General features: G+C 68.4%; 19 protein-coding genes, 1 pseudogene and 1 riboswitch. Of the genes and pseudogenes, 15 read left to right on the forward strand and 5 right to left on the reverse strand.

From position 1 onward, the window contains the following. Positions 1-91: 91 nt before the first annotated feature. The 8 genes and pseudogenes from WT97_RS17290 (at position 92) to WT97_RS34925 (ending at position 9,937) form a co-directional block, all read left to right on the forward strand. Complete coding sequence (locus WT97_RS17290) at positions 92-1,768, forward strand: methyl-accepting chemotaxis protein (protein ID WP_059501297.1); 1,677 nt, start codon at positions 92-94, stop codon at positions 1,766-1,768. Further along, on the forward strand, positions 1,765-2,277 hold the full coding sequence (locus WT97_RS17295; protein WP_059501295.1) for a chemotaxis protein CheW: 513 nt from the start codon (positions 1,765-1,767) through the stop codon (positions 2,275-2,277). The genes WT97_RS17290 and WT97_RS17295 overlap by 4 nt, the downstream gene beginning before the upstream one ends. Beyond that, complete coding sequence (locus WT97_RS17300) at positions 2,274-3,692, forward strand: protein-glutamate O-methyltransferase CheR (RefSeq protein ID WP_060353914.1); 1,419 nt, start codon at positions 2,274-2,276, stop codon at positions 3,690-3,692. The genes WT97_RS17295 and WT97_RS17300 overlap by 4 nt, the downstream gene beginning before the upstream one ends. A 46-nt stretch (positions 3,693-3,738) precedes the next feature. Continuing rightward, the gene (locus WT97_RS17305; protein WP_059501291.1) at positions 3,739-4,449 is read left to right on the forward strand and encodes a chemotaxis protein CheW; all 711 of its coding nucleotides are present in this window, start codon (positions 3,739-3,741) and stop codon (positions 4,447-4,449) included. After that, positions 4,446-6,755: a hybrid sensor histidine kinase/response regulator gene (locus WT97_RS17310; protein ID WP_060353915.1), complete on the forward strand. Its 2,310-nt coding sequence runs from the start codon at positions 4,446-4,448 to the stop codon at positions 6,753-6,755. Before WT97_RS17305 ends, WT97_RS17310 begins: the two co-directional genes overlap by 4 nt. Further along, positions 6,752-7,771 (forward strand): chemotaxis response regulator protein-glutamate methylesterase, encoded by a 1,020-nt coding sequence (locus tag WT97_RS17315; RefSeq protein ID WP_034205305.1) that lies wholly within the window; start codon positions 6,752-6,754, stop codon positions 7,769-7,771. Before WT97_RS17310 ends, WT97_RS17315 begins: the two co-directional genes overlap by 4 nt. Positions 7,772-7,850: 79 nt before the next feature. After that, positions 7,851-7,956: riboswitch (Fluoride riboswitch) on the forward strand. Positions 7,957-8,034: 78 nt separating this feature from the next. Next, positions 8,035-9,255 (forward strand): annotated as a pseudogene (locus tag WT97_RS17320) (voltage-gated chloride channel family protein); the annotation flags it as partial. A gap of 346 nt (positions 9,256-9,601) precedes the next feature. Further along, the gene (locus WT97_RS34925) at positions 9,602-9,937 is read left to right on the forward strand and encodes a hypothetical protein (RefSeq protein WP_257128506.1); all 336 of its coding nucleotides are present in this window, start codon (positions 9,602-9,604) and stop codon (positions 9,935-9,937) included. 1 nt (position 9,938) lies between these two features. On the opposite strand, the gene WT97_RS17330 is transcribed toward WT97_RS34925, so the two are convergent. Next, the gene (locus tag WT97_RS17330) at positions 9,939-10,952 is read right to left on the reverse strand and encodes an alcohol dehydrogenase catalytic domain-containing protein (protein ID WP_060353917.1); all 1,014 of its coding nucleotides are present in this window, start codon (positions 10,950-10,952) and stop codon (positions 9,939-9,941) included. A 65-nt stretch (positions 10,953-11,017) separates the two neighbouring features. Here WT97_RS17330 and WT97_RS17335 point away from each other — a divergent pair, with 65 nt between their 5' ends. Further along, positions 11,018-11,962, forward strand: coding sequence for a LysR family transcriptional regulator (locus tag WT97_RS17335; RefSeq protein WP_257128507.1), 945 nt, complete (start codon positions 11,018-11,020; stop codon positions 11,960-11,962). Between the two features lie 72 nt (positions 11,963-12,034). Here the strand turns inward: WT97_RS17335 and WT97_RS17340 are convergent, their stop codons facing one another. Together WT97_RS17340 and WT97_RS17345 are read right to left on the reverse strand one after the other, a co-directional pair. Continuing rightward, on the reverse strand, positions 12,035-12,748 hold the full coding sequence (locus tag WT97_RS17340) for a riboflavin synthase (protein ID WP_060035791.1): 714 nt from the start codon (positions 12,746-12,748) through the stop codon (positions 12,035-12,037). Positions 12,749-12,960: 212 nt separating this feature from the next. Beyond that, positions 12,961-14,823, reverse strand: a complete 1,863-nt coding sequence (locus WT97_RS17345; RefSeq protein WP_060353919.1) for an ABC transporter ATP-binding protein — start codon at positions 14,821-14,823, stop codon at positions 12,961-12,963. 485 nt (positions 14,824-15,308) lie between these two features. Here WT97_RS17345 and WT97_RS17350 point away from each other — a divergent pair, with 485 nt between their 5' ends. Further along, on the forward strand, positions 15,309-16,190 hold the full coding sequence (locus WT97_RS17350) for a Dyp-type peroxidase (protein ID WP_060353920.1): 882 nt from the start codon (positions 15,309-15,311) through the stop codon (positions 16,188-16,190). Between the two features lie 94 nt (positions 16,191-16,284). Here the strand turns inward: WT97_RS17350 and WT97_RS17355 are convergent, their stop codons facing one another. Both WT97_RS17355 and WT97_RS17360 read right to left on the reverse strand, forming a co-directional pair. Next, entirely contained in the window at positions 16,285-16,686 is a 402-nt protein-coding gene (locus WT97_RS17355) for an OsmC family protein (protein ID WP_059501281.1), read from the reverse strand. A 96-nt stretch (positions 16,687-16,782) separates the two neighbouring features. Beyond that, positions 16,783-17,706, reverse strand: coding sequence for a LysR family transcriptional regulator (locus WT97_RS17360; protein WP_060353921.1), 924 nt, complete (start codon positions 17,704-17,706; stop codon positions 16,783-16,785). 485 nt (positions 17,707-18,191) lie between these two features. Between WT97_RS17360 and WT97_RS17365 the strand changes: the two genes are divergently transcribed. The 5 genes from WT97_RS17365 (at position 18,192) to WT97_RS17385 (ending at position 23,524) form a co-directional block, all read left to right on the forward strand. Further along, positions 18,192-19,253, forward strand: a complete 1,062-nt coding sequence (locus WT97_RS17365) for a helix-turn-helix domain-containing protein (RefSeq protein ID WP_059501277.1) — start codon at positions 18,192-18,194, stop codon at positions 19,251-19,253. Further along, positions 19,202-20,518 carry an Nramp family divalent metal transporter gene (locus WT97_RS17370; protein ID WP_060353922.1) on the forward strand — a complete coding sequence of 439 codons (1,317 nt, stop codon included), beginning with the start codon at positions 19,202-19,204 and terminating at the stop codon, positions 20,516-20,518. Before WT97_RS17365 ends, WT97_RS17370 begins: the two co-directional genes overlap by 52 nt. Before the next feature lie 80 nt (positions 20,519-20,598). Further along, positions 20,599-21,189 (forward strand): phosphatase PAP2 family protein, encoded by a 591-nt coding sequence (locus WT97_RS17375; RefSeq protein ID WP_059501274.1) that lies wholly within the window; start codon positions 20,599-20,601, stop codon positions 21,187-21,189. 492 nt (positions 21,190-21,681) lie between these two features. Beyond that, on the forward strand, positions 21,682-22,470 hold the full coding sequence (locus tag WT97_RS17380; protein WP_060353923.1) for an SDR family oxidoreductase: 789 nt from the start codon (positions 21,682-21,684) through the stop codon (positions 22,468-22,470). Between the two features lie 37 nt (positions 22,471-22,507). Beyond that, positions 22,508-23,524, forward strand: coding sequence for an NADP-dependent oxidoreductase (locus tag WT97_RS17385; protein ID WP_059793958.1), 1,017 nt, complete (start codon positions 22,508-22,510; stop codon positions 23,522-23,524). Positions 23,525-23,696: the final 172 nt, after the last annotated feature.

Below are 23,696 nucleotides of genomic sequence, written 5' to 3' on the forward strand. Positions count from 1 at the left end.
CGCGAGACCCCGATGCGCTCGTGGCGCGCCACCCGGCGCGCAGGCGGGCGCGGATTTTTTCAACGCTGAATTTAGAAAGCCCATAACGAACATGGCCACCGTGACGCCCCGCACGACCAATGAAAGCCTGCATCCGACGATCGGCGCTGCCCGGCTGACGCTCGGCAATCGCATCCTGCTCAGCTTCGGCGTGCTGTTCGTGCTGATGCTGGTGACAGCCGGCGTGTCGTACGAGCGACTGCGCGCGATCAACGCCGAAGCCGTCAGCATCGAGCGCGACTCGCTGCCCGGCGTCTACCTCGCGTCGACGCTGCGCGGCTCGGTCAACGAATCGTTCACGCTGCTGCAGCAGGCGACCTTCGTCGATACCGAACCCGAAGCCGTGCAGCGCGATCTCGCCAGGATTCCCGACGTGCTGAAGGACATCGAGTCGCTGTCGGTGGACTACCAGAACACGACGTTCCGCGACGACGACCGGCAGCGCTTCGCGGCGTTCCGCGGCGCCTACGACCACTACGTGCCGCTGCTGAACGAAGCGGTACGGAAGAGCCGCGCGTCGCGAGACGAAGCGGTCGCCGCCTACGCGAAGGTGCAGCCCGCGTGGACCGAGGTCGTGCGCAACGCGAACGTGCTGGTGCAGGAGAACCGCAAGTTCGCCGAGCAATCCGCGAAGCTGATCCGCGAATCGGTGCAGGACACCGAGATCGTGCTCGCGACCGCGCTGGCGTTCGTGCTGCTGTCCGCGCTCGGGCTCGGCTACGTGCTGTACCGTTCGGTCACCGTACCGATGGCGCGGCTCGTCGAAGTGCACGACGTGATGCGCACCGGCAACCTGACGCGTCGCCTCGACCTGCGCCGTCGCGACGAATTCGGCACGCTCGAGACGGGCTTCAACCGGATGGCCGACGAATTGACCGAGCTGGTCGCGCGCGCGCAGCAGTCGTCGATGCAGGTGACGACGTCGGTGGCCGAGATCGCCGCGACGTCGCGCGAGCAGCAGGCCACCGCGAACGAGACCGCGGCGACGACCACCGAGATCGGCGCGACCTCGCGCGAGATCTTCGCGACGTCGCGCGACCTGCTGCGCACGATGAACGAGGTGGCCGGCGTGGCCGAGCAGTCGGCGACGCTTGCGGGCGTGAGCCAGAGCGGGCTCACGCGGATGGGCGAGACGATGCGCAGCGTGATGGACGCGGCCGGCTCGGTGAACGCGAAGCTCGCGATCCTCAACGAGAAGGCGCTGAACATCAACCAGGTGGTCGCGACGATCACCAAGGTGGCCGACCAGACCAACCTGCTGTCGCTGAACGCGGCGATCGAGGCTGAGAAGGCCGGCGAATACGGCCGCGGCTTCGCGGTCGTCGCGACCGAGATCCGCCGCCTGGCCGACCAGACGGCAGTGGCGACCTACGACATCGAGCAGACGGTGAAGGAGATCCAGTCGGCGGTGTCGGCGGGCGTGATGGGGATGGACAAGTTCTCCGAGGAAGTGCGCCGCGGGATGCTCGACGTGCAGCAGGTCGGCGGGCAACTGTCGCAGATCATCGCCGAGGTGCAGACGCTCGCGCCGCGCTTCCAGATGGTCAACGAAGGGATGCAGACGCAGGCGAACGGCGCCGAGCAGATCACGCAGGCGCTGTCGCAACTGTCGGAGGCCGCGCAGCAGACGGCCGAGTCGCTGCGCCAGTCGTCGCAGGCGATCGACGACCTGACGCTCGTCGCCAACCAGTTGCGCACCAGCGTGTCGCGCTTCAAGGTCGACGCGTGACGCGCGCCGATCCGCAGCACGGCGCCCATGCGCTGTTCCTGATGTTCGAGCTCGACGGCGAGCGTTATGCGCTCGACGCGGCCGGCATCGAAGAGGTGCTGCCGCTCGCCGTCACGAAGGCGGTGCCCGGCGCGCCCGACTGGATCGCCGGGCTGCTGATGCGCGGAGGCCAGCCGGTGCCGGTGATCGACGTGCCGATGCTGGCGCTCGGGCGGCGTGCGCAGGCGCTGCGCTCGACGCGGCTCGTGATGGTCCGCCATCGCGCCGGTCACGCCGATGGCGAGCGCACGATCGGCCTGATCGTCGAGCGTGCGACGCAGACGATGCGGATCGACCGCGCGGCGTTCCGCGCCAGCGGCGTCTCGACCGCGCGCACGCGCTGGCTCGGGCAGGTCGCGAACACGCCCGACGGCGTCGTGCAGCAGATCTCCGTGTCCGACCTGATCGACGACGTTGCCCGCCTGTATCTGTTCGACGGCCTGTCGGGCCACGGGGAGGAATCCGCATGAACGCGTCCGAATCGCGATTTCGCGGCTGGCTGCTGCGCGAGACCGGCATCGACCCCGATTCGCTCGGCAACGATTTCCTGATGCGGGCGCTGACGGATCGCGTGCATGCGTTGCAGGCGGACGGCGAGCGCGTGCCGTCGGTGGCGCGGCCGACCGTGACGCCGGAAGCGCTCGACGCGTACTGGCAGCACCTCAACGCGTCGGCTGACGAACGGCGCGCGCTGATCGAGCTGTTCGTCGTCCCGGAGACGTGGTTCTTCCGCGACCGCGAAGCCTTCGCCACGCTCGCGCGGCAGGCCGTCGAACGGCTCGCCGCGATGCCGGGCCGCGTGATCCGCGTGCTGAGCGCGCCGTGCTCGACGGGCGAGGAGCCGTATTCGGCGGCGATGGCGTTGCTGGATGCGGGGCTCGAGCCGTCCAGCTTCGCGATCGACGCGATCGACCTGAGCGCGCGCGCGATCGAGCAGGCGCGGCTCGGCTGTTACGGACGCAATGCGTTTCGCGGGACGGCGACGGAGTTTCGTACGCGGTATTTCACGCCGACCCGCGACGGCTGGCTGCTCGACGAGCGCGTGCGCGCGTGCGTGCAGTTCAGTCACGCGAACCTCGTCGAACCGGTTGCCGACAACGGCATTCGCTACGACTTCGTGTTTTGCCGCAACGTGCTGATCTATTTCGACCGCGACGCGCAGGATCGCGTGATCCGCTCGCTCGACGCGCGTCTCGCCGACGACGGCATGCTGTTCGTCGGGCCGGCGGAGACGGGCGTCGCGATGCGGCACGGGATGCGCTCGGCGCGCGTGCCGCTGGCGTTCGCGTTTCATCGCGAGTCGGCCGGCGCGGCGGCGGCCGATGCATGCGCGGCCCGGCCGGTTGCGTCGCTGTCCGCGGCAGTGCCGTACCGGCGCGCGGAGCGCGTCACGGTCGCATCGCTCGCCGCGCTGCAGCCGATGGCGGCCGTCGAGCCGCCCGCCTGGCTTGGCGACGTGCGTCAGCCGTTCGCGGCGGCGCCGGCCGTGCCGACGGCCGCAATCGACGCACGGGCCGAGCTTGCCGTGGCAACCGCCGTGGCGGCCGCGCCGGCCTACGACGGCATCGCGCCGACGATCGACGACGCGCCGACGCTGGAGGATGCCCAGGCCCTGGCGAACGCGGGTGCGTTCGACGAGGCCGAGCGCGTGCTCGCGCAGTTCTCGGCGCGCGTCGGCCCGCATGCCGACGCGTTCTACCTGAACGGACTGATCGCGGATGCGCGCGGGCGCGCCGCGGAGGCGAGCGACTTCTACCGGAAGGCGCTGTACCTGCGCCCCACGCATCACGAGGCGCTGACGCATCTCGCGACGCTGCTCGACGTCGGCGGCGATCGTGCGGGCGCGCAATGGTTGCTCGAACGCGCCCGGCGTTCGGCCGGCTGACACGACGACGGGAATGGGACCGACACCGCGATGACCAGAGGAATTCATGAACCGCGCCGCCGCTGCCACTGACGACGCGACGCTCGACGTCGACGATTGCTGGAACCGGATCGGCACACGCGGCGACCGCTCGTGCGAGCGGCTGAACGACTGCCTGCGCTGCCTGAACTGCCCGGTCTACGCCAGTCACGCGGCGAAGCTGCTCGAGCGTCCGCTCGACGTCGCCGAGATGACGGACGTCACGCGCCGGATGAGCGCGTTCGGCACCGCGCATGCGCGCGACGACGACGGCGATACGCGCCATGCGGCGCTCGCGTTCCGGGTGGCCGACGAATGGCTCGCGCTGCCGATCGGCGTGCTGCGCGAGATCGCCGGCACGCGCCCGATCCATTCCCTGCCGCATCGCCGCCATTCGGCCGTGCGCGGGGTGGTCAACATCCGCGGCACGCTGCGCATCGCGATCTCGATCGGTGCGCTGCTCGGCCTCGATGCCGGCAAGACCGGCAGCGGCAGTGGCGGCGACGGCCGTTTCACGCGGCTGCTGGTGGCCGCGCACCAGGGCGAACCGGTCGTGTTTCCGGTCGACGAAGTCGAGGGCGTGCTGCGCTTCGGCGCCTCCGACTGGGTGCCGGTGCCTGCCACGGTCGGGCGCGCGAGCGCCGGCCTGTCGCGCGGCGTGCTGTCGTGGCGCGGCAAGTCGGTGGGGCTGCTCGACGACGATCGTCTGTTCGACGCCGTGACACGGAGCATGCGATGAGCGGCGATGACGACCTGAGCCACCTGTCGCTGCTCGAGCTGTATCGCGAGGAGACGCGCACACAGACCCAGGCGCTGTCGGAGCGGCTGCTCGCGCTCGAATCGGGCGAGCCCGATTCCGTCGCGCTGGAAGCGTGCATGCGCGCCGCGCATTCGCTGAAGGGCGCCGCGCGCATCGTCGGCGTGCCGCTCGGCGTCGAGATCGCCGGGCGGATGGAGGAATGCTTCGTCGCCGCGCAGGCCGGCACGATCGCGCTGACGGCCACGCACGTCGACGTGCTGCTGGCCGGTGTCGATTTGCTGGTGCGCGTCGGCGATCCGCAGGGGCAGCCCGTGTCCCAGACCGAGATCGACGGGTTCGCGGCGGCGCTGACAGGCGCCGACGGCGCGCAGACGATGCAGGCGCCGGCCGCCGGGCCGCCACCGGTGCCGCCGTCGTTGGTGCCGTATCGCGAACACGACGGCGCCGCGAACGAGCCGGTCGGGGCAAGTGCCGCGGTACCGCCGCTCGCCGTGTCGGGCACGGCGCCCGATCCGGTCCAGGCCGGCCGCGTGGCGGGCGCCGGTGCGATGCGCCGCGTGCGCGCCGATACGCTGAACCGGCTGTTGAGCCTGTCCGGCGAATCGCTGGTCGAATCGCGCTGGCTCAAGCCGTTCGCCGAATCGATGCTGCGCGTGAAGCGCGCGCAGCGCGACGCGGCCCGTTCGCTCGACCTGATGTACGAGCAGTACGCCGACGATCTCGACGCCGGCATGCTCGCGTCGATGAACGAAGTGCGGCACATGCTCAACGACCTGCAGCGCTCGCTCGCCGAGCGCATGGACGAATTCGACCGCTTCGAGCGGCGCAGCACGCATATCGCCGAGCAACTGTACGACGAGGCGCTGCAATGCCGGATGCGGCCGTTCGGCGACGCGACGCGCGCGTATCCGCGCATCGTCCGCGATCTCGCGCGTTCGCTCGGCAAGCAGGTGCGTTTCTCGATCGTCGGCGAAGGCACGCAGGTCGATCGCGACATCCTCGACCTGCTGGACGCGCCGCTCGGCCACCTGTTGCGCAACGCGATCGACCACGGCGTCGATTCGCCCGACGCGCGCCAGGCGCGCGGCAAGCCGGCCGAGGCGAGCGTCACGCTCGAGGCGCGCCACAGCGCGGGCTCGCTGCTCGTCAGCGTGATCGACGACGGGCCGGGCGTCGACATGGATGCGCTGCGCGCGGCCGTCGTGCGCCAGCGCCTGACCGACGACGAGACGGCCGCGCGGTTGTCCGATCCCGAACTGCTCGAATTCCTGCTGCTGCCGGGCTTCTCGATGCGCGATGCGGTGACCGACGTGTCGGGGCGCGGCGTCGGCCTCGACGCGGTGCAGGAGATGGTGCGCGGCGTGCGCGGCGCGGTGCGGATCTTCAACGAGCCGGGCGCCGGCATGCGCTTCGTGCTGCAGTTGCCGCTCACGCTGTCGGTGATCCGCAGCCTGCTCGTCGAGGTCGGCGGCGAGCCGTATGCGTTCCCGCTCGCGCATGTGCGACGCACGCTCGAACTCGCGCACGACGACATCGACGTGCTCGAAGGGCAGCCGCATTTTCCGTTCGACGGCCGGCGCGCGGGCCTCGTCGCCGCGCACCAGTTGCTCGACGCGGGCGAGCCCGATGTCGCGCGCGCCACCACCGCGGTGGTGGTCGTCGGCGGCGAACCCGAGCTGTACGGCGTCGCGGTCGACCGCTTCCTCGGCGAACGGATGCTCGTGGTGCAGCCGCTCGACAGCCGCCTGAACAAGATCCAGAACATCGCGGCCGGCGCGTTGCTCGAGAACGGCGACCCGGTGCTGATCGTCGACGTCGAGGACCTGATCCGCTCGGTCGACAAGCTCGTGCGCGGCGGCCTGCTTGCGCGGCTCACGCGCGATCCGCAACTCGCGCTCGCCGACCGGCGTCGCCGCGTGCTCGTCGTCGACGATTCGCTGACGGTGCGCGAGCTCGAACGCAAGCTCCTGGAAAAGCGCGGCTACGACGTGACGGTGGCGGTCGACGGGATGGAGGGGTGGAACGCGGTGCGCAGCGATGCGTTCGATCTCGTCGTGACCGACGTCGACATGCCGCGCATGGACGGCATCGAACTCGTCACGCTGATCAAGAGCGACCCGATGCTCAAGCGCGTGCCGGTGATGATCGTGTCGTACAAGGATCGCGACGAGGATCGCCGGCGCGGGCTCGATGCCGGCGCCGATTACTATCTCGCGAAGAGCAGCTTCCACGACGAGGCGCTGCTCGATGCCGTGCACGACCTGATCGGGGACGCGCACCGATGAACATCGGCATCGTCAACGATCTGCCGCTGGCCGTGGAGGCGCTGCGCCGCGTGATCGCGCTGCGCGCGGACCATCGCGTGCTGTGGGTGGCGACCGATGGCGACGAGGCCGTGGATTTCTGCGTCGCGCATCCGCCCGACGTCGTCCTGATGGATCTCGTGATGCCGAAGGTCGACGGCGTCGCCGCGACGCGCCGGATCATGGCGCGCGCGCCGTGCGCGATCCTGATCGTGACGGCGAGCGTCAGCGCGAACACGTCGTCGGTGTACGAGGCGATGGGCGCGGGCGCGCTCGACGCGGTCGATACGCCGACGCTCGCGCTCGGGCTGTCGACCGATGCGTCGCCGCAGGCGCTGCTCGCGAAGATCGACCAGATCGGCCGGCTGCTCGAAAGCCGCACCGCGGCGCTCGTGCCGCCGGGGCCGGCGCCCGCGCGCGGACAGCCGACGCTCGTCGCGATCGGTGCGTCGGCGGGCGGGCCGACCGCGCTCACCGCGCTGCTGCGCGCGCTGCCGGCCGACTTTCCGGCCGCGATCGTGATCGTCCAGCACGTCGACCAGGCATTCGCGTACGGCATGGCCGAATGGCTCGACGGCTATACGCGGCTGCCGGTGCGCGTCGCACGACAGGGCAGCGTGCCGGAAGCGGGCGAGGTGCTGCTCGCGGCGACCAACGACCATCTGATGCTGTCGCCGCGCGGCGTGCTCGGCTATACGCGGCATCCGGCCGAAACGCCGTACCGGCCGTCGATCGACGTGTTTTTCAACAGTGTCGCGGACGGCTGGCAGGGCGATGCGCTGGGCGTGCTGCTGACGGGCATGGGACGCGACGGCGCGCTCGGCCTGAAGGCGATGCGCGCGAAGGGCTGCTATACGATCGCGCAGGACGAAGCGACCAGCGCCGTGTACGGGATGCCGAAGGCGGCCGCGGCGATCGGCGCGGCGTCGGCGATCCTGCCGCTCGAACAGATCGCGCCGCAGTTGATCGCGCGGATCGCGCTCGCGCCGCGCGACTGACGGCGCACCGGCCACGCGCCGTCGTTTCGCGGCGCGCCGGCGTCTGCATTGCGTGCGTGGCGCGGCGTCGCGTACAATCGCAGCCTGCGGAGATGGCATGCCTCCCTGCGGTCGTTCGCGGCGCGTGGCGCGCGCGGTGCGGCCCTCAACCGCCGGTTTGCCCGGCTGATGATGCCTGCGTGTTCCTGGGTCGTCAGGAGGTCGCAGGCCGTCCATCCGGCATTCTGCCGCCCAGGTTTGATGTTCCGTCGAATCTGGAAATCATGTTTTTCACCACTTCTGCCGATCTTTTCGCGACCCTGCGCTATGTGTGCCGCTGGCTCGCGCTTTCAGCGCTGCTCGGCGCGCTGGCCGGTACGGCATCCGCCGTGTTCCTGATCGCGCTCGACTGGGCGACCGGCACGCGGGTCGCGCATCCGTGGCTGCTGTGGGGGCTGCCGGCCGCCGGTTTTGCCACCGGCTGGATCTACCATCGCTTCGGCCAGTCGGTCGCGCGCGGCAACAACCTGCTGATCGACGAGATTCACGACCCGAAGGCGCTCGTGCCGAAGCGGATGGCGCCGCTCGTGCTCGTCGCGACCGTCGTTACGCACCTGTTCGGCGGGTCGGCCGGCCGCGAGGGCACGGCCGTGCAGATGGGCGGCGCGCTCGCCGATCGCATCACGCACCTGTTTCGTCTCGATCGCGAGCATCGCCGCGTGCTGCTGATGGGCGGCATCGCGGCCGGCTTCGCGTCGGTATTCGGCACGCCGCTCGCGGGCGCCGTGTTCGGGCTCGAGGTGCTCGCGATCGGGCGCGTGCGATACGACGCGCTGCTGGCCTGCGTTGCGTCGGCGATCGTCGCGGACGCCGTGTGCCGTGCGTGGGGCATCCATCACACCGCCTATGCGATTCCGTTCGTGCCGGCCGTATCGGCGACGGGGCTGGCCGCGACGGTCGTCGCGGGCATCGCGTTCGGCGTGGTCGGGAGGCTGTTCGCGTTTGCGACGCATGCGCTGACCGCGTGGTTTCGCCGCGCGATCCGCCATGCGCCGTTGCAGCCGGTGCTCGGCGGCCTGCTGGTCGCCGCGGCCGCGACCGTGCTGAACGTGCCGCAGTATCTCGGCCTCGGCATCCCGACGATCGAGGCCGCGTTTCACGGCCCGCTGCCGCTTTACGATTTCGCGGGCAAGTTCGCGTTCACCGTCGTCACGCTCGCGTCGGGATTCAAGGGCGGCGAAGTGACGCCGCTGTTCTACATCGGCGCGACGCTCGGCAATGCGCTCGGCCAGGTGCTGGCGCTGCCGGTGCCGGTGCTCGCGGGGCTCGGCTTCGTCGCGGTGTTCGCGGGCGCGGCGAACACGCCGATCGCGTCGACGATCATGGCGATCGAATTGTTCGGCGCGGATATCGGCGTCTATGCAATCGTCGCCTGTGTCGTCGCGTATCTGTTCTCCGGACCTGCGGGGATTTATCGCGCGCAGCGCGTGGCGGTGGGGAAGGGGCGCGGGTGGGGGCCGAGTGAGGCGGGGGCCGCGGTCGATGTCGTTCGATCGCGGCGGTGCGATGCGATACCCGGGACGCTGAAAAGAGAGGCATCCAATGACGTCGGACGATTTTCTGAACGAAGCGAAGCGGCTTGCGAGGCCGTGCCGTCAGTACCGCTTCGCGGACGACGGCGAACCTGTCACCGGCTACTGGCATGGAGTTGATGCCGGCGCGTTGTGCATTTCCGTCGAGCGCGATGGCGTCTGGCTGAACGTATATCTCGACGATGGCGGCACGTCAGGCCGCGTGGAGACTTCCTCGCAACCTGTCCGCTCCGCCTGCCCGCTGTGCCGATCCGACGCGATGTCGCTTCCATCGGTCGACGCGGTGTTCCGCTTCGGCTCCGCCGCGATCGGCGCGTACCTCGACGCACACGGCTGGCAGCGCGACTGGGGATTCAACGGTAACTTCAAGGGCGCGGCCGCGCACGACTACGAGCGCGAATGGATGGCGCAATGCCCGCTCTACACAGGCGGCGTGGTGGCCGTCGCGGGCGGATGGAACATGCCGTGGCCCGACGATGACTGGAATGAACTGATCGACCTCGAACTCGTTCTCTGGACGTTCGAGGAATCGGAACCGTGGGTCGAGGTGTTTTCCGATGGAAGCAGGTATTCGGTGATCCAGCGGATCACCTAGCTCACGTGTCGCTGCGATCACCGTGCACCAACACCGCCTTGGCGCCCTCGGCCGATTCGTACCGCATCGCCTCTTCGATTTGATCGAGGCGAAACATGTCGCCGATTTTCGTTCTGAACAACGGATCGTCAATCACCTGTTCCAGGTTGCCGAGCGCGCGGACAAGGTTGTCGGGTTCCTTCACCGTGCGGCTGTCGAAATTGCTGAACCGCTTCATCGTCAGATTTTTTGACATGAATAGGACGGAAGGAATCACGACCGGCGACGCAGCGCCCAGAAAGCCGTACACGTAGACCGTCGGGTTCGGCGGCAGCACCGGCAACACGTGACTGAGCAATTCGCCGCCGACGCCGTCAAAAACGGCTGTCGCGTTCAGTTCCGCCGCGAGCGAAGCAAGCTCGCCCTCGAATCCTTCTCGCGTGACGATCACGTGCTCAACGCCGGACGCGCGCAACGTGTCGCGCGCGGCGTCGCCACGAACCAGAAAGATCGCTTGCAGTTGTCTGTCGCGCACGAGCGCCGCGATCCCACGGCCTGTTGCCGAATTGCCAGCCGTCACGATGACACCCTTGTGCCCGTCCCTTTCGGCTTCGTCGAGAAATGCGTAAGCCGTCATCGCGTTCACGAGCGAGCCGCAATAATCTCGCGCACAAACGTGCTCGGGCAAAATCAGGCACGTGCTGTAGGGCACGTGTGCGCGCTCGGACCACAAGCCGACGCTGCGGGGGCTTCGAGCCAGCGAGCGATAAATCGCCACCTGTTTGCCGAGGTATTTTTGCGGCACACCGTCGCCGACGGAGACGACTCTTCCGGCACCGGATGCGCCCCAGACAGCGTGTTCGCTCAACGGCAACGCAAGACCCGCCGCTGCCGGCCTTGTGAGGAACGTCTTGTCGCCGTGGTTGATGGCTGACGCATCCATGTCGATCAACACATGCTCGGGTGCGGCGTCGAGTGGCGTGGGAATGTCGCGCAGTTCGAGTTCGCGGTCGGGCGTCACACTGAGTGCTTTCATGGTCGGTCGTGTCGGTTGGCTGAACAACCGTGAATCTACGGCGATTTCGATATTGCCGAAACGGCGTGTTCCGACATACCATCAATTCCATTTTGGAATCGCCGGGAAGCCCGCTGATGGATCGTCTGGATGCAATTCGGCTGTTTGTCCGCCTTGTCGAATGCGGCAATTTCTCGGCCGTGGGGCGCGAACATGGAATAGGACAGCCTGCCGTCAGCAAGAAAATCGGTGCGCTCGAAGCTCACCTTGGCGCGCAGCTTCTGATGCGCACGTCGCGCAAGGTCATCGTCACCGATGCGGGGCTCGCGTTCTACGAGTCAGCCAAGCAACTCATTGACGATTTTGACGTGCTCGAAGCGTCAGTGGGCGACCGTCAGCGCGCCCCCAAGGGCGTCGTCAGGGTCAACACGGCGCCGGCACACGGACGGCTGTGCATTACCCCGTTGTTGCCGGAATTCTTCAAGCGCTACCCGGACGTAAGCGTCGAATTATCGGTTTCCGAGCGGCTGGTCGATCTGGTTGGCGATGGCGTCGATCTTGGCATCCGGCACGGGCAGTTGATGGATTCGTCACTCACCGCCAAAAAACTGACCGACGCGGATTTCCTGCTCGTCGCCAGTTCGGACTACGTTGCCGCACGTGGCGAGCCACAGCGACTTTCCGACCTCGATCGGCACGCGTGCGTGGTATTTTCGAAAGATCGCGAGCCGAAACCGTGGGCGTTCAAGGTCAAAAAGGAAACCGTCTCCTACGTGCCGCACGGCTCGCTGATGACGGGCGACGCCGAACACATCCGGGCGTCCGTTCTATGCGACCTTGGCATTGCGCAAGCGCCGTCCTGGTTGTTCGAGGAAGACATTCGATCCGGCAAGGTTCGCGTCCTGCTGCCGCAGTTGCAGCCTGAACGCTTCCCCATCCATCTCGTGTACCCCGCAGGCCGACGCCTTCCGATGCGGGTCCGGGTGCTCGTCGAATTTCTGGTTGCGGCCTTCAAGAACGGCAAGCCTTGACCGGTCGGAGCGCCACGGACGAATAAGCCTGCGTTCCCACGCGACATACCGTGGCACGCAGGTCATCGACCTTTACTGCTTCGGCAGCCGCGCGACATTGCGCGCCAGCAGTTCCTCGATATCGATGCCTTTTTCCGCCAGCAGCGCGGTGACGACGCCGTTCAATTCGCCGAGCGTTTCCTTGACCGATTCACGGATCGTATCGACGACGACCTGGGTGCTGCGCTCGATCTCGATGTTGACCGTGTCGTTGACGCCCTTCGCATCGAACGTGGTCGCGCGGCGCGTTTCGGGAATCAGCCAGACGTCGAACCAGCCTTCGTCGCGATTGACGTCCGACACGGTGAGGCTGCAGCCGTTGATCGCGATGTAGCCCTTCGCGAACACATAGCGCTTGAATTCGGCCGGCACGCCGATGCGGATCATCCGGTTGTGCTCGGACGATGCGACGTGCACGATGGTCCCGGTGAAATCGACATGACCGGACAGCGGATGTCCACCGATCTCCGCACCGTCCTTCGCGGCGCGCTCGACGTTGACCCGCGCGCCGGTCGCGAGCTCGGCCAGCGTGGTGATTCTCAGGCTCGGCAGCATGACGTCGAAGTCGATCAGCGTCGGCGAATGGATGGTCGTCACCGTCAGGCACACGCCATCGACCGACACGCTCGCGCCGATCTCGATATCGTCGGTGAACCGCTCGGGGAATGCGATGCTGAAGGTCCTCAGCTCGCCGTGATCCTTGATGGCGTCGATGGTGCCGACGCCCTGAACAATGCCTGTAAACATGGTCTGCCTTTCGTCGCGAATTGCCTGGCCGACATGATAAGTGATCCCGGCGGCAGACACGCCGTGGCGCGCGGTTGTCCGGCGCCGCCGAGCCGGCGCCGCAGACACAAAAAAGGCCGTGCGCATGGCACGGCCTCGATCCGGAACCGGTTGCCGCTGCATGGCCCGGCGGCGATGACCGCGCCGCCGGGCCAGGTCGCGACGCGCCTGCATCAAACCTCGGCCGGCTCTCCCAGCGGCCCGGCATCGCGATCCGCCGTGCGTCGCGGCGAATCGGCGAGCCCCTTCGCCAGCTCCAGCGCCTGCCGCTCGAACAGCCGGCGATAGATGCCGCCGTCGATGCGGATCAGCGCGTCGTGGTTGCCTTCCTCGATCACCTTGCCGCGATCGAGCACCAGCAGCCGGTCGAGCGCGCGCACGGTCGACAGCCGGTGCGCGACGACGAGCGTCGTGCGGCCGACCATCAGTCGCTCCATCGCCTGCTGGATCAGCAGCTCGCTTTCGCTGTCGAGGCTCGACGTCGCTTCGTCGAGGATCAGGATCGGCGCATCCGCGAGGAACGCGCGCGCGATCGCGACGCGCTGGCGCTCGCCGCCCGACAGCTTGATCCCGCGTTCGCCGACGAGCGTCTCATAGCCGTCCGGCAGCGCGGCGATGAAGTCGTGCGCGCTGGCCAGGCGCGCGGCGCGCTCGATCTCGGCGCGGCTCGCATCGGGGCGCGCATATGCGATGTTCTCCGCGAGCGTGCGGTGGAACAGCACGGGCTCCTGCTGGACGATCGCGATCTGGCTGCGCAGCGAATCCTGCCGCACCTGCGCGATGTCCTGGCCGTCGATCGTGATGCGGCCGCCCGATACGTCGTACAGGCGCTGGATCAGCTTGATGAACGTCGTCTTGCCCGACCCCGAATGCCCGACGAGGCCCACGCGTTCGCCGGGCGCGATCCGCATCGAGAAATCGTCGTACAGCGGCACCGGATGGTTGCCGTAGCGGAACGTCACGTGCTCGAAGCGGATCTCGCCTTGCCCGATCCGGATGGCCGGTGCGCCGGGCCGATCGTCGATGCCGAGCGGCTGGCGTTCGAGCGCGACGAGTTCTTCCATGTCGTTCACCGAGCGCTGCAGGTTGCGGATATGCATGCCGACGTCGCGCAGGTAACCCTGCAGCATGAAGAACATCGTCAGCGCGAACGCGATGTCGCCGACGCTCGCCTCGTCGTTCATCCACAGCCGCAGAGCGACACCGATCATCGCGGCCTGCATCGCGACGAGCATCGCGCCCTGCAACCCGCCGTTGAACGTGCCGCGCACCCACGTGCGGCGCGTGCGCTGCCGCCACTTGCCGATCACGCGCGCGAGCCGCGCTTCCTCGCGCACTTCCGCGCCGAACGCCTTCACCACCGCGTTGCAGCTCACCGCATCGGCGAGCGCGCCGCCCATGCGCGTGTCCCACAGGTTGCCGAGCCGGGCGGCCGGCGCGACGATGCCGAGCGACACCGCGACCGTCACCGCGATGTACAGCAGCGACCCCGCGCCGACGACGAGCCCCATCACGGGCCAGTGCGTGCCGAGCAGCACGGTCGCGCCGACCAGCATCGCGACCGACGGCAGCAGCGCGATCAGCACGGTGTCGTTGAGCAGGTCGAGCGCCCAGATTCCGCGCGTGATCTTGCGCACGGTCGAGCCCGCGAAGCTGTTCGCGTGCCAGTCGGTCGAGAAACGCTGCACGCGGTGGAACGAGGCGGCGGCGATCTCGCTCATCATCTTCAGCGTGAGCGTGATGATGTTCAGGTAGACGCCCTGGCGCAGCACCGTCGCGCCGATGCCGAGCGCGGCGAGCGTGCCGAACGCGACGAGGGCCGAATGCCACGCGGCGGCACGGTCGGTCAGGCCGCTCGACAGCGCGTCGACGAGGCGGCCGGCGAACAGCGGCGTGAGGACGTCGGCGAGCGCGGCGAGCAGCGCGAGGCTCGCGACCGCGGCGATGCGCACCGGCTGCTTGCGCCAGTAACGGAGGGTGAAGCCGAAGACGGCCTGGAATGCATGGCCGCCCAGATGGGAGGTTTTTCTGGTCATGTATCGTTGCCCGGCGCGGCGCGCGACGGGACTTTCCGGTTCGGAGAACGTCGAAAACGCAACAGCCGGGCCGCGCGAAACACGCGGGCGGAACGAAACGGGCTGTCGGGAAAAGCGCGGCTGACGGGTCAGCGGAAAACTCGGGAGCCGGCGCGGACGGCGGGCTGGATCAACTGCGCCGTGAGACCACGTTCGGGAAGGTTGCTGGCATTCGGAACATCTGCACCTCCCTGAAGTGAACGGTTGAAAGGACGCCGAAAAGACGTGTGGCGATTTTATCAGGAGTGTCGCGCGCGCCGCAACGTCTGACGAATGCGGCGTTGCAGCGTCGATACGGTTAGTATTCAGGGTTTTGGCCCCTTTTCGCGTACGTTGCGCGATGGCGGGCACGGGTTGCGGCGGACGCATCGATTACACTTCGGCGTCCGCGGCGCGCGACGAGGCGCGCCTACCCGGATCCATTCCGAACCATTCCCGAGGAAACGATGAGCGACGTTCAGCAAGGCATCCTGGCTCCGATCGATACGGCAGCGCGATACCTCACTTTCACGATGTCGAATGACGGCAATATCGCCGCGGCGCTGGCCGCGCTGCGCGAGATCGTCGACGGACGCGACACGGTCGTCGGCTTCGGGCACACGCTGGCTGCCTATCTCGGACATCCGGTGCCGGGCCTGACCGACTATCCGGCGTTCGCGGTGAACGACCGCACGCTGCCGGCGACGCCGGCCGACGTGTGGGTCTGGCTGCGCTCGGACGACCGCGGCGAGATCGTGCTGCGCGCGCGGGCGATCGAACGCGCGCTCGCGCCGGCGTTCGCGCTGCAGGAGGCCGTCGACGGCTTCCGCTATTCGAACGATCGCGACCTGTCAGGCTACGAGGACGGCACCGAGAACCCGGAAGGCGACGACGCGATCGCCGCGGCGATCGTGACGGGGCAGGGCGCGGGGCTCGACGGTTCGAGCTTCGTCGCGGTGCAGCAGTGGGTGCACGATTTCGACCGGATGGAGCGCATTCCGTCGGGTGAGATGGATCACATCATCGGGCGTCGCCGTTCGGACAACGAGGAACTCGACGACGCGCCCGAATTCGCGCACGTGAAGCGCACCGCGCAAGAGAGCTTCGCGCCCGAGGCGTTCATGCTGCGCCGTTCGTCGCCGTGGTCGGACACGCGCCGCGCGGGCCTCTATTTCGTCGCGTTCGGCTGCTCGTTCCGCGGGTTCGACGTGCAGATGCGCCGGATGAGCGGCGCGGAAGACGGGATCGTCGACGGCCTGTTCCGCTTCACGCGGCCGCTGACGGGCGCGTATTTCTGGTGCCCGCCGATGAAGGACGGCAAGCTGGACCTGTCCGCTCTCGGACTGTAAGCGCCGGGCGGGATCGGCGAACGGGCGGGTCGCGCCGGATGCGCGGCCCGCCCGTTCCGTTTCACGCGGCAGACCGTGCGGCCTGCCGCGTGCGTCAGTTCAACGTCGTGTCGATCCGCGTGCCGCGCTTGATGAATTGCGTCACCGGCGTCTTCTCGCAGATTTCCGCGAGACGCTGGCGTTGCGCGTCGTCGAGCGGGCCGTCGAGCGTCACGACGCGGCGCACGTACTGCACGCCTTCGCGATCGGCATGCAGCTCGGTGCGCACCGTGATGCGCACGGCCGGCCACGCCTTGCGCTGCATGTACATGCGCAGCGTCGCGGCCGTGCATTGCGCAAGCCCGGCCAGCACGAACTCGTACGGCGCCGGCCCGCGATCCTGGCCGCCTTCGCGCGGCGCTTCGTCGCCGGTCAGCGCATGCGTGCCGGCCTGCAACCGGACGACGTAGTCGGGCGCGTCGGCATCGAGGACGGCGGCGGCGTGGATGAGGGACATGGCAAGTCTCCGGTAGCGGATGAGGGAAGAGGGCGCCGTGTGGCGGCGCGCAGCCGCCAGCATACCGTCGCGATCGCGCGCTTGCGTGCTGCGCCGCTACGTGTCGGCGCTGCCGCCGCTGCTGCGCACGAGCGCGGCGATGCGTTCGCGCACCCACCGATGCGCGCGGTCGGTGTCGCGCGACTCGTGCCAGTACGCGAGCAGCGGGAACGGCTTGAGCCGCAGCGGCAGCGGCCGCACGGCGATCGGCAGCAGCGCGGCCATGCGCCGCGCATAGGTGTGCGGCAGCGTGACGAGCAGATGGCCGGCCGCGGCGATCTGGCAGGCGGCGAAATAGTGCTGGCAGGTGAGCCGGATGTCGCGCAAGCGCCCGTCGTTGCCGAGCAGGACGTCGAGCGATTGCGGCGCGCCGAGCGACGACACGGCGATATGCTGCGCCGCGAAATAGTCGCCGCGTCGCAGCGGGTCGCGCGCCAGCGGATGATCGCGGCTCATCGCGACGACGAGCGAATCGTCGAGCAGGTGTTCGGTGGCGATGCGCGGGCCGGTCGGCACGCGGCGATCGACGACGAGATCGAGGTTGCCCGACGCCAATTCGCGTTCGATGTCGGGCACCGCGATGCGGCGGCTGACGAGCCGCAAGCCCGGCGCTTCGTCGGCGAACGCGGCGACGATGCGCGGCAATGCGATGGATTCGAGCACGTCGCGAATGCCGACCGCGATGCTCAGGTCGAGCGTCGCGGGATCGAAGGCGGACGGATCGCGCGCGGTGCCTTGCAGGCCCTTCAGGTGCCGTTGCACGTCCGCGATGATCGACCGCGTGCGCTCGGTCGGCACGACGCGATTGCCCTGGCGCACGAACAGCGGATCGTCGAAATGCGCGCGCAGCCGGTTGAGCGCATGCGTGACGGCCGGTTGCGTCAGATGCAGCGCGCGGGCGGCCGCGCCAATGCCGCCATGCACGTAGACGGCGTCGAGCACGCGAAACAGGTTCAGGTCGAGACGGTGATCGGCGGGCACGGAGCGCGGGCGGCGTGGTGAAGAACGGATCGATTCTAAAGGATGCGCAGACAACCGATGCGCGGGTCGGCATACGCGCCGATCGCACGCGTTCGATGCGTGTCGACGCCGTTCGCGCCGATACGCGAGCGCCCGCTCGACCGCTGCGCAACGCCATCGAACACGCACGTCATGACGCATGACGGCCGCAATGGCCGGCCGCATCGCATACGCAATTCCATGCCGGCATACCGGCGGCGCACGGCAGCCTGTAGTAATCCGCCATCATGCTGTCCCCGTCGGCCATTTGGCGCCAAAGGCACTACCCGTTCGGCTAAGATGCCGTCGCTTCATATTTCGGGATAGCCGTCCTGTCGCACGCATTCAAACCAAATATAAGCCTGACAGTTCGACGGTATTAGAAGAAGTCGAACAAGTCGGGGGCTTGGCCAGTGAATGCAGCAGATCAGCGGTGGGTCGTTATCTATTTGAGTACGGGGTTTTCGTTGGCCCAGGCCGCGCGTCTCGGCGAAGCCTTCAACCTGGCGAATCGCCTGCATGGGTACGGCGCGGATTATCAGCTCAAGTACGTATCCGAAAGCGGGGGACTGTTGCAGTCGTCGTCCGGCGTGAGAATCGCGGCCGAGCCGCTCGGCGACGAACACAGCCGCCGTGCGCTCGCGTTCTTTCATCTTCATGGCGACCTGGTGGCCGTCAACTGGGACGACGCATTGCAACGGCGCCTGACCGACATTCGCCGGCATGCGCGCTGGATCGTCGACGCGATGGATCTGCCCGCGCTCGCCGCCACGCGGCGGCCGTCGTCGATCGACGTGCGGCCGGGCCGGGCGGGGCGCCGGGCCCCCACGACGATCGAATCGCGGGCCGGCGAAACCGACGTGTTTGCCGCCGCGCTCGACATGTTCCGCGCCGACCTCGGCGACAGCGCCGCGCAGGAGATCGCCAGCAACATGATGCGGCCGGTCGAGCAGCGCTATGTGCAGTCGATGTGGGCGTTCCGCGAACTCAGCGCGAGCCCGTCGATCCGGATGTCCGCGCAGCGGCTGCGCGCGCAGAGCGTGAACCGCGTCTCGATCGCGAACGCCGCGCAGGCGGCCGCGATGAGCGAGCGCAATTTCCTGCGGCGCTTCAAGAAGGAAATCGGCGTGACGCCGACCGAGTTCGTCCAGCACGTGCGGCTCGAACGTGCGTGCCACATGCTGATCCATACGACGCTGCCGGCCGACAAGGTCGCGCGGCGCACCGGGTTCGGCAGCGGCGAGCGGCTCGCGAAGCTGTTTCGCCAGCGCCTGTTGATGTCGCCGACCGAATTCCGCGTCGCCGGGCGGGAAAAAATACTCGCGCACGGCACGGCGTCGCCCGGGTCGGACGACGGGGCCGCCGCCGCATGTTGCGACGGCGATGGGCCGGGTTGCGACGCGTGCGCGGCCGAGCGCGGGAAAACGGGCCGGATACCCGTAGAATCGTCGTGTCGCGATCTCGATTCCCGGTTTCCATGCCCTTCCTCCCCACTACCGCCACCGCCCCTTTCTGCCCGTCGGAAGTAAAGGGCAGCATCACGATCGACGCCGCCGCGCCGCGCTGGCGCAAGCTCAGGCGCTTTTTCGGCCCCGGCCTGCTGGTCGCGATCGGCTACATGGATCCCGGCAACTGGGCGACCGATATCCAGGCCGGCTCGCAGTTCGGCTATTCGTTGCTGTGGGTCGTCGCGTTCTCGAGCCTCGCGGCGATCTTCCTGCAGATGCTCGCGGCGCGGCTCGGCCTCGTCGCGGGCAAGGATCTCGCGCAAGCCAGCTACGACCGCTACGGGCGCGTCGGCCGCGTCGTGCAGTGGATCACCGCCGAAGTGTCGATCATCGCGTGCGACATCGCGGAAGTGCTCGGCTGCGCGCTCGCGTTCAAGCTGCTGCTCGGCGTGCCGCTCGCGTGGGGCGTCGTGCTGACCGCGCTCGACACGGTGATCGTGCTCGGCCTGCAGGGCAAGGGGTTCCGGCAGATCGAGGCGATCGTGCTCGGGCTGATCGCGACGATGGCGTTCTGCTTCGTCGCGCAGGTGGCGATCACGCCGCCCGACTGGCATGCGGTGGTCGGCGGGCTCGTGCCGGGCGATCCCGGCCACGACCGCAAGGACGCGATCGTGCTCGCGCTCGGCATCGTCGGCGCGACGATCATGCCGCACAACCTGTACCTGCATTCGTCGGTCGTGCAGACGCGGCACGTCGTCGGCGGCGCGCGCGGCGTGATCCGCGACACGCTCGCACTCGTGCGCATCGATACCTGCGTGTCGCTGTTCGTCGCGATGCTCGTCAATGCGGCGATCCTCGTTGTCGCGGGTGCGGCATTTCATGCGACCGGCCAGCACAACGTGACCGACATCGAGCAGGCGTACCGGCTGATCACGCCGATCGCGGGCGGCGCGGCCGCGCTGTTGTTCGGCATCGCGCTGCTCGCGTCGGGGCAGAGCTCGACGCTGACCGGCACGATCGCCGGCCAGGTCATCATGGACGGTTTCCTGCATACGAAGATTCCGTGCTACCAGCGCCGGCTGATCACGCGCGGGCTCGCGCTCGTGCCGGCGCTGATCGGCGTGCTGTGGCTCGGCGACGGCTCGGTCGGGCAACTGCTCGTATGGAGCCAGGTGCTGTTGAGCCTGCAGTTGCCGTTCGCGATGTGGCCGCTGATCCGCTCGGTCAGCGACCGCGGCACGATGGGCGAACATGCGATCGGCCGCGGGATGCAGGTGGCCGCATGGGCGCTGTTCGTCGTGATCACCGGCACGAACCTGCTGTTGCTTACCGGTGTCGCGGGCTGATACAGCCTGTCACAGGCTGACACAGGTGCGCTGCGCGCTTGCGGTAAACTGCGGCCTTTCGATCGTCCCCGAAGTCCGTTATGTGGAGTGAAATCAGCAACATCGGCGATGCCGCGCTGACCTTGCCGATCGCGCTGACCTGCGCGGCATGGCTCGCGCTGACCGACTGGCGCCTCGCCGCCCGCTGGGGGGTGCTGCTGGCCGCCGGCATGGGCGTCGTCGGCGCCACGAAAATCCTCTATGCCGGATGCGGCATAGAGCTGCCGCAATTCGACTTCCGCGTGATCAGCGGCCATACGATGCTGTCGACGTCCGTGTGGACGGTCGCGCTGTCGATGCTGTGGCAGGCGTTCCGGCCGGGCAAGGCGCCCGGTATCGCGGCCGGGCTGACCATCGGCGCGGTCACGGCCGTCGCACGCGTGTTCGATCATTCGCACACCGTGCCGGAAGTCGTCGTCGGCTGGATGCTCGGCGCGCTGGTCGCGCTGGTGTTCCTGCGCGGCTACGACGGCGCGCGGCAGCGCGCGTTTTCGCCGCGCGTCGCGGCGGTTTGCCTGCTGCTCGTGTCGGGTATCGCGTACGGGCACCGTGCACCGTTCCAGCGGATGATCGACACGCACTCGCCGCAGCTCTGCGCGTTCGTGCGCGCGCCGTCGGGCGACGGATTCTGACGGTCGCCGATGGCGGGCGCTCCGGCGCCGCCTGCTTGACGCCTTCTTGCCGCCGGCGTTCGTCCGGCATTTTCCGGCGGATTGCACGATGCCGCGCCGGATCGTCTTCCCGATTGCGTTCTCGTCCGTGCGGAACGCAACGCCCGTTCTCCCGATGATCGACTGCCGACGCAATCCATCCGAGCGGCTGCGCCGGGCTGTTTGCGCAGGGGCGCCGGTACGTGCAAGTCATGAGCCATGCCTATGACCGGGTATAACGAATATTCATTTCATCGATCGGCAGCATTCGCGTACGCTGGCTGTCGTTTCATCGCAGGCAAGCTGCGCGGCCGGTCCGGCGTGCGTCGCGGCCATCTCGATATACTCGCGGGAACCGTGCATTGCGTCGCCGTGTCGGCGCACCGGCGACCGGCACAGGTCGGCATGGATCATGCACGGAAACCCCGTCGCGGCAGCGTTCCGCGACGACGATTCACGACAGGAGGAGGTCACATGACAATCGTTGCTCCGCGCCTCGCCGGCAAGTGCGCATACATCACGGGCGCCGCGGGCGGCCTCGGCCGTGCGATCGCGCGCCGGATGGTCGAGCAGGGCGCACGCGTGTTCCTGACCGACATCGCGGAAGCGGCGGTGCTCGATGCGTTCGCGCAGGAACTCAATGCGGGCCGTGCGACGCCGGTCGCGTTCGCCGCGACCCAGGACGTGCGCGACGAAGCGCGCTGGCAGGCGCTGCTCGCGCAGGCGACCGATGCGATGGGCGGGCTGTCGGTGCTCGTCAACAACGCGGGCGTCGGCTCGATCGGCTCGCCCGCGCAAATCGAGCTGGACGAATGGCGGCGCGTGATGGCGATCAACGTCGAGAGCATCGTGCTCGGCTGCAAGCATGCGCTGTCGTACCTGGCCGAGAGCCATCCCGCGTCGATCATCAACATCTCGTCGGTCGCGGCGTTCAAGGTCGAGCCGGACTTCACCGCATACAACGCGTCGAAGGCGGCGGTCGCGTCGCTGACGAAGTCGGTCGCGATCGATTGCGCGCGCCGCGAGATCGACGTGCGCTGCAATTCGATTCACCCGGCGTTCATCCGCACAGGGATCGTCGAGCCACTGTTCCAGTCGCTCGGCGAACGCGACGCGACGCGCAAGCTCGCGCGCGGCATTCCGCTGCGCCGGCTCGGCGAGCCGGACGACGTCGCGCACGCGGCCGTGTATCTCGCATCCGACGAGAGCCGCTTCATGACGGCCGCCGAACTCGTGATCGACGGCGGCATGTGCGCGGTCTGACGCGCATCCCGAACCACGACGATTGGAGGAGAACATCATGTCGACACCCGTGAATCGCCAACTGCTGCTGAAGACGCGCCCGGAAGGGCGGGTCGGCCGCGAACACTTCTCGCTCGTCGAGACGCCGGTGCCGGCGCTCGCCGACGGCGAGGTGCTCGTGCGCGTGCTGTATCTGTCGATGGACCCGACCAACCGCGTGTGGATGAGCGACGTGCCGCAGTACCTGCCGCCCGTCGCGATCGGCGAGGTGATGCGCGCGCTCGGTATCGGCCGCGTGGTCGCGTCGCGCCATGCGGGTTTCGCGGAAGGCGAGCTCGTGCAGGGGCTCGTCGGCTGGCAGGACTATGCGGTCGTGCCGGCCGAGCAGGCCGCGCAGCTCGTGAAGCTGCCCGCGCAGTCGGGCCTGCCGCTGCCGACGCTGCTCGGCGCGTGCGGGATGAGCGGGCTGACCGCGTACTACGGGTTGACCGACATCGCGCCGGTGCAGCCGGGCGAAACGCTCGTCGTGTCGGCGGCGGCCGGCTCGGTCGGCTCGATCGCCGGGCAGATCGGCAAGATTCACGGCGCACGGGTGGTCGGCATCGCGGGCGGCGCGGACAAGTGCCGCTACCTGACCGAGACGCTCGGCTTCGACGCGGCCGTCGACTACAAGGCCGACGATTTCCGCCAGCAACTGAAGGCGGCGACGCCGGACGGCGTGCACGTGAACTTCGAGAACGTCGGCGGCGAGGTGATGCGCGCGGTGCTGTCGCGGATGGTGATCGGCGGGCGCGTCGCGTTGTGCGGCGTGATCTCGAACTACAACAGCGGCCGCGCGGCCGACGACGTCGGCGTGCTGATCTCGAAGCGGCTGACGATGCGCGGCTTCCTGATCCTCGATTACCGCAAGAGCCGCGAAGCCGTGCAGACGCTCGCGGGCTGGCTGCGCGACGGCCGGCTCAAGGCCGAGGAAACCGTGGCCGACGGTCTCGAAAATGCGCCCGACGTGCTGAACCGCCTGTTCGACGGCGACCATCGCGGCAAGCTCGTGCTGCGCGTCGATCCGGACGCGTGACGGGCGCGCGACACCGGTCGCATCGGGCTGCTGGGCCGTGTCGACAACGCTGAGTTCGATCAATCCGGCTGCAGTTTAGGACTTGTCCCATATATTGTCCGGGCCGCTCTCCTTACAGTGAATGCCAGCACACGGGCGGCGTGACCGACGCGTCACGCCGCCCGTTTTTCCG

The sequence above is a fragment of the Burkholderia sp. MSMB1459WGS genome (genome assembly GCF_001534535.1).
In the GTDB taxonomy this organism is placed as follows: Bacteria; Pseudomonadota; Gammaproteobacteria; order Burkholderiales; family Burkholderiaceae; genus Burkholderia.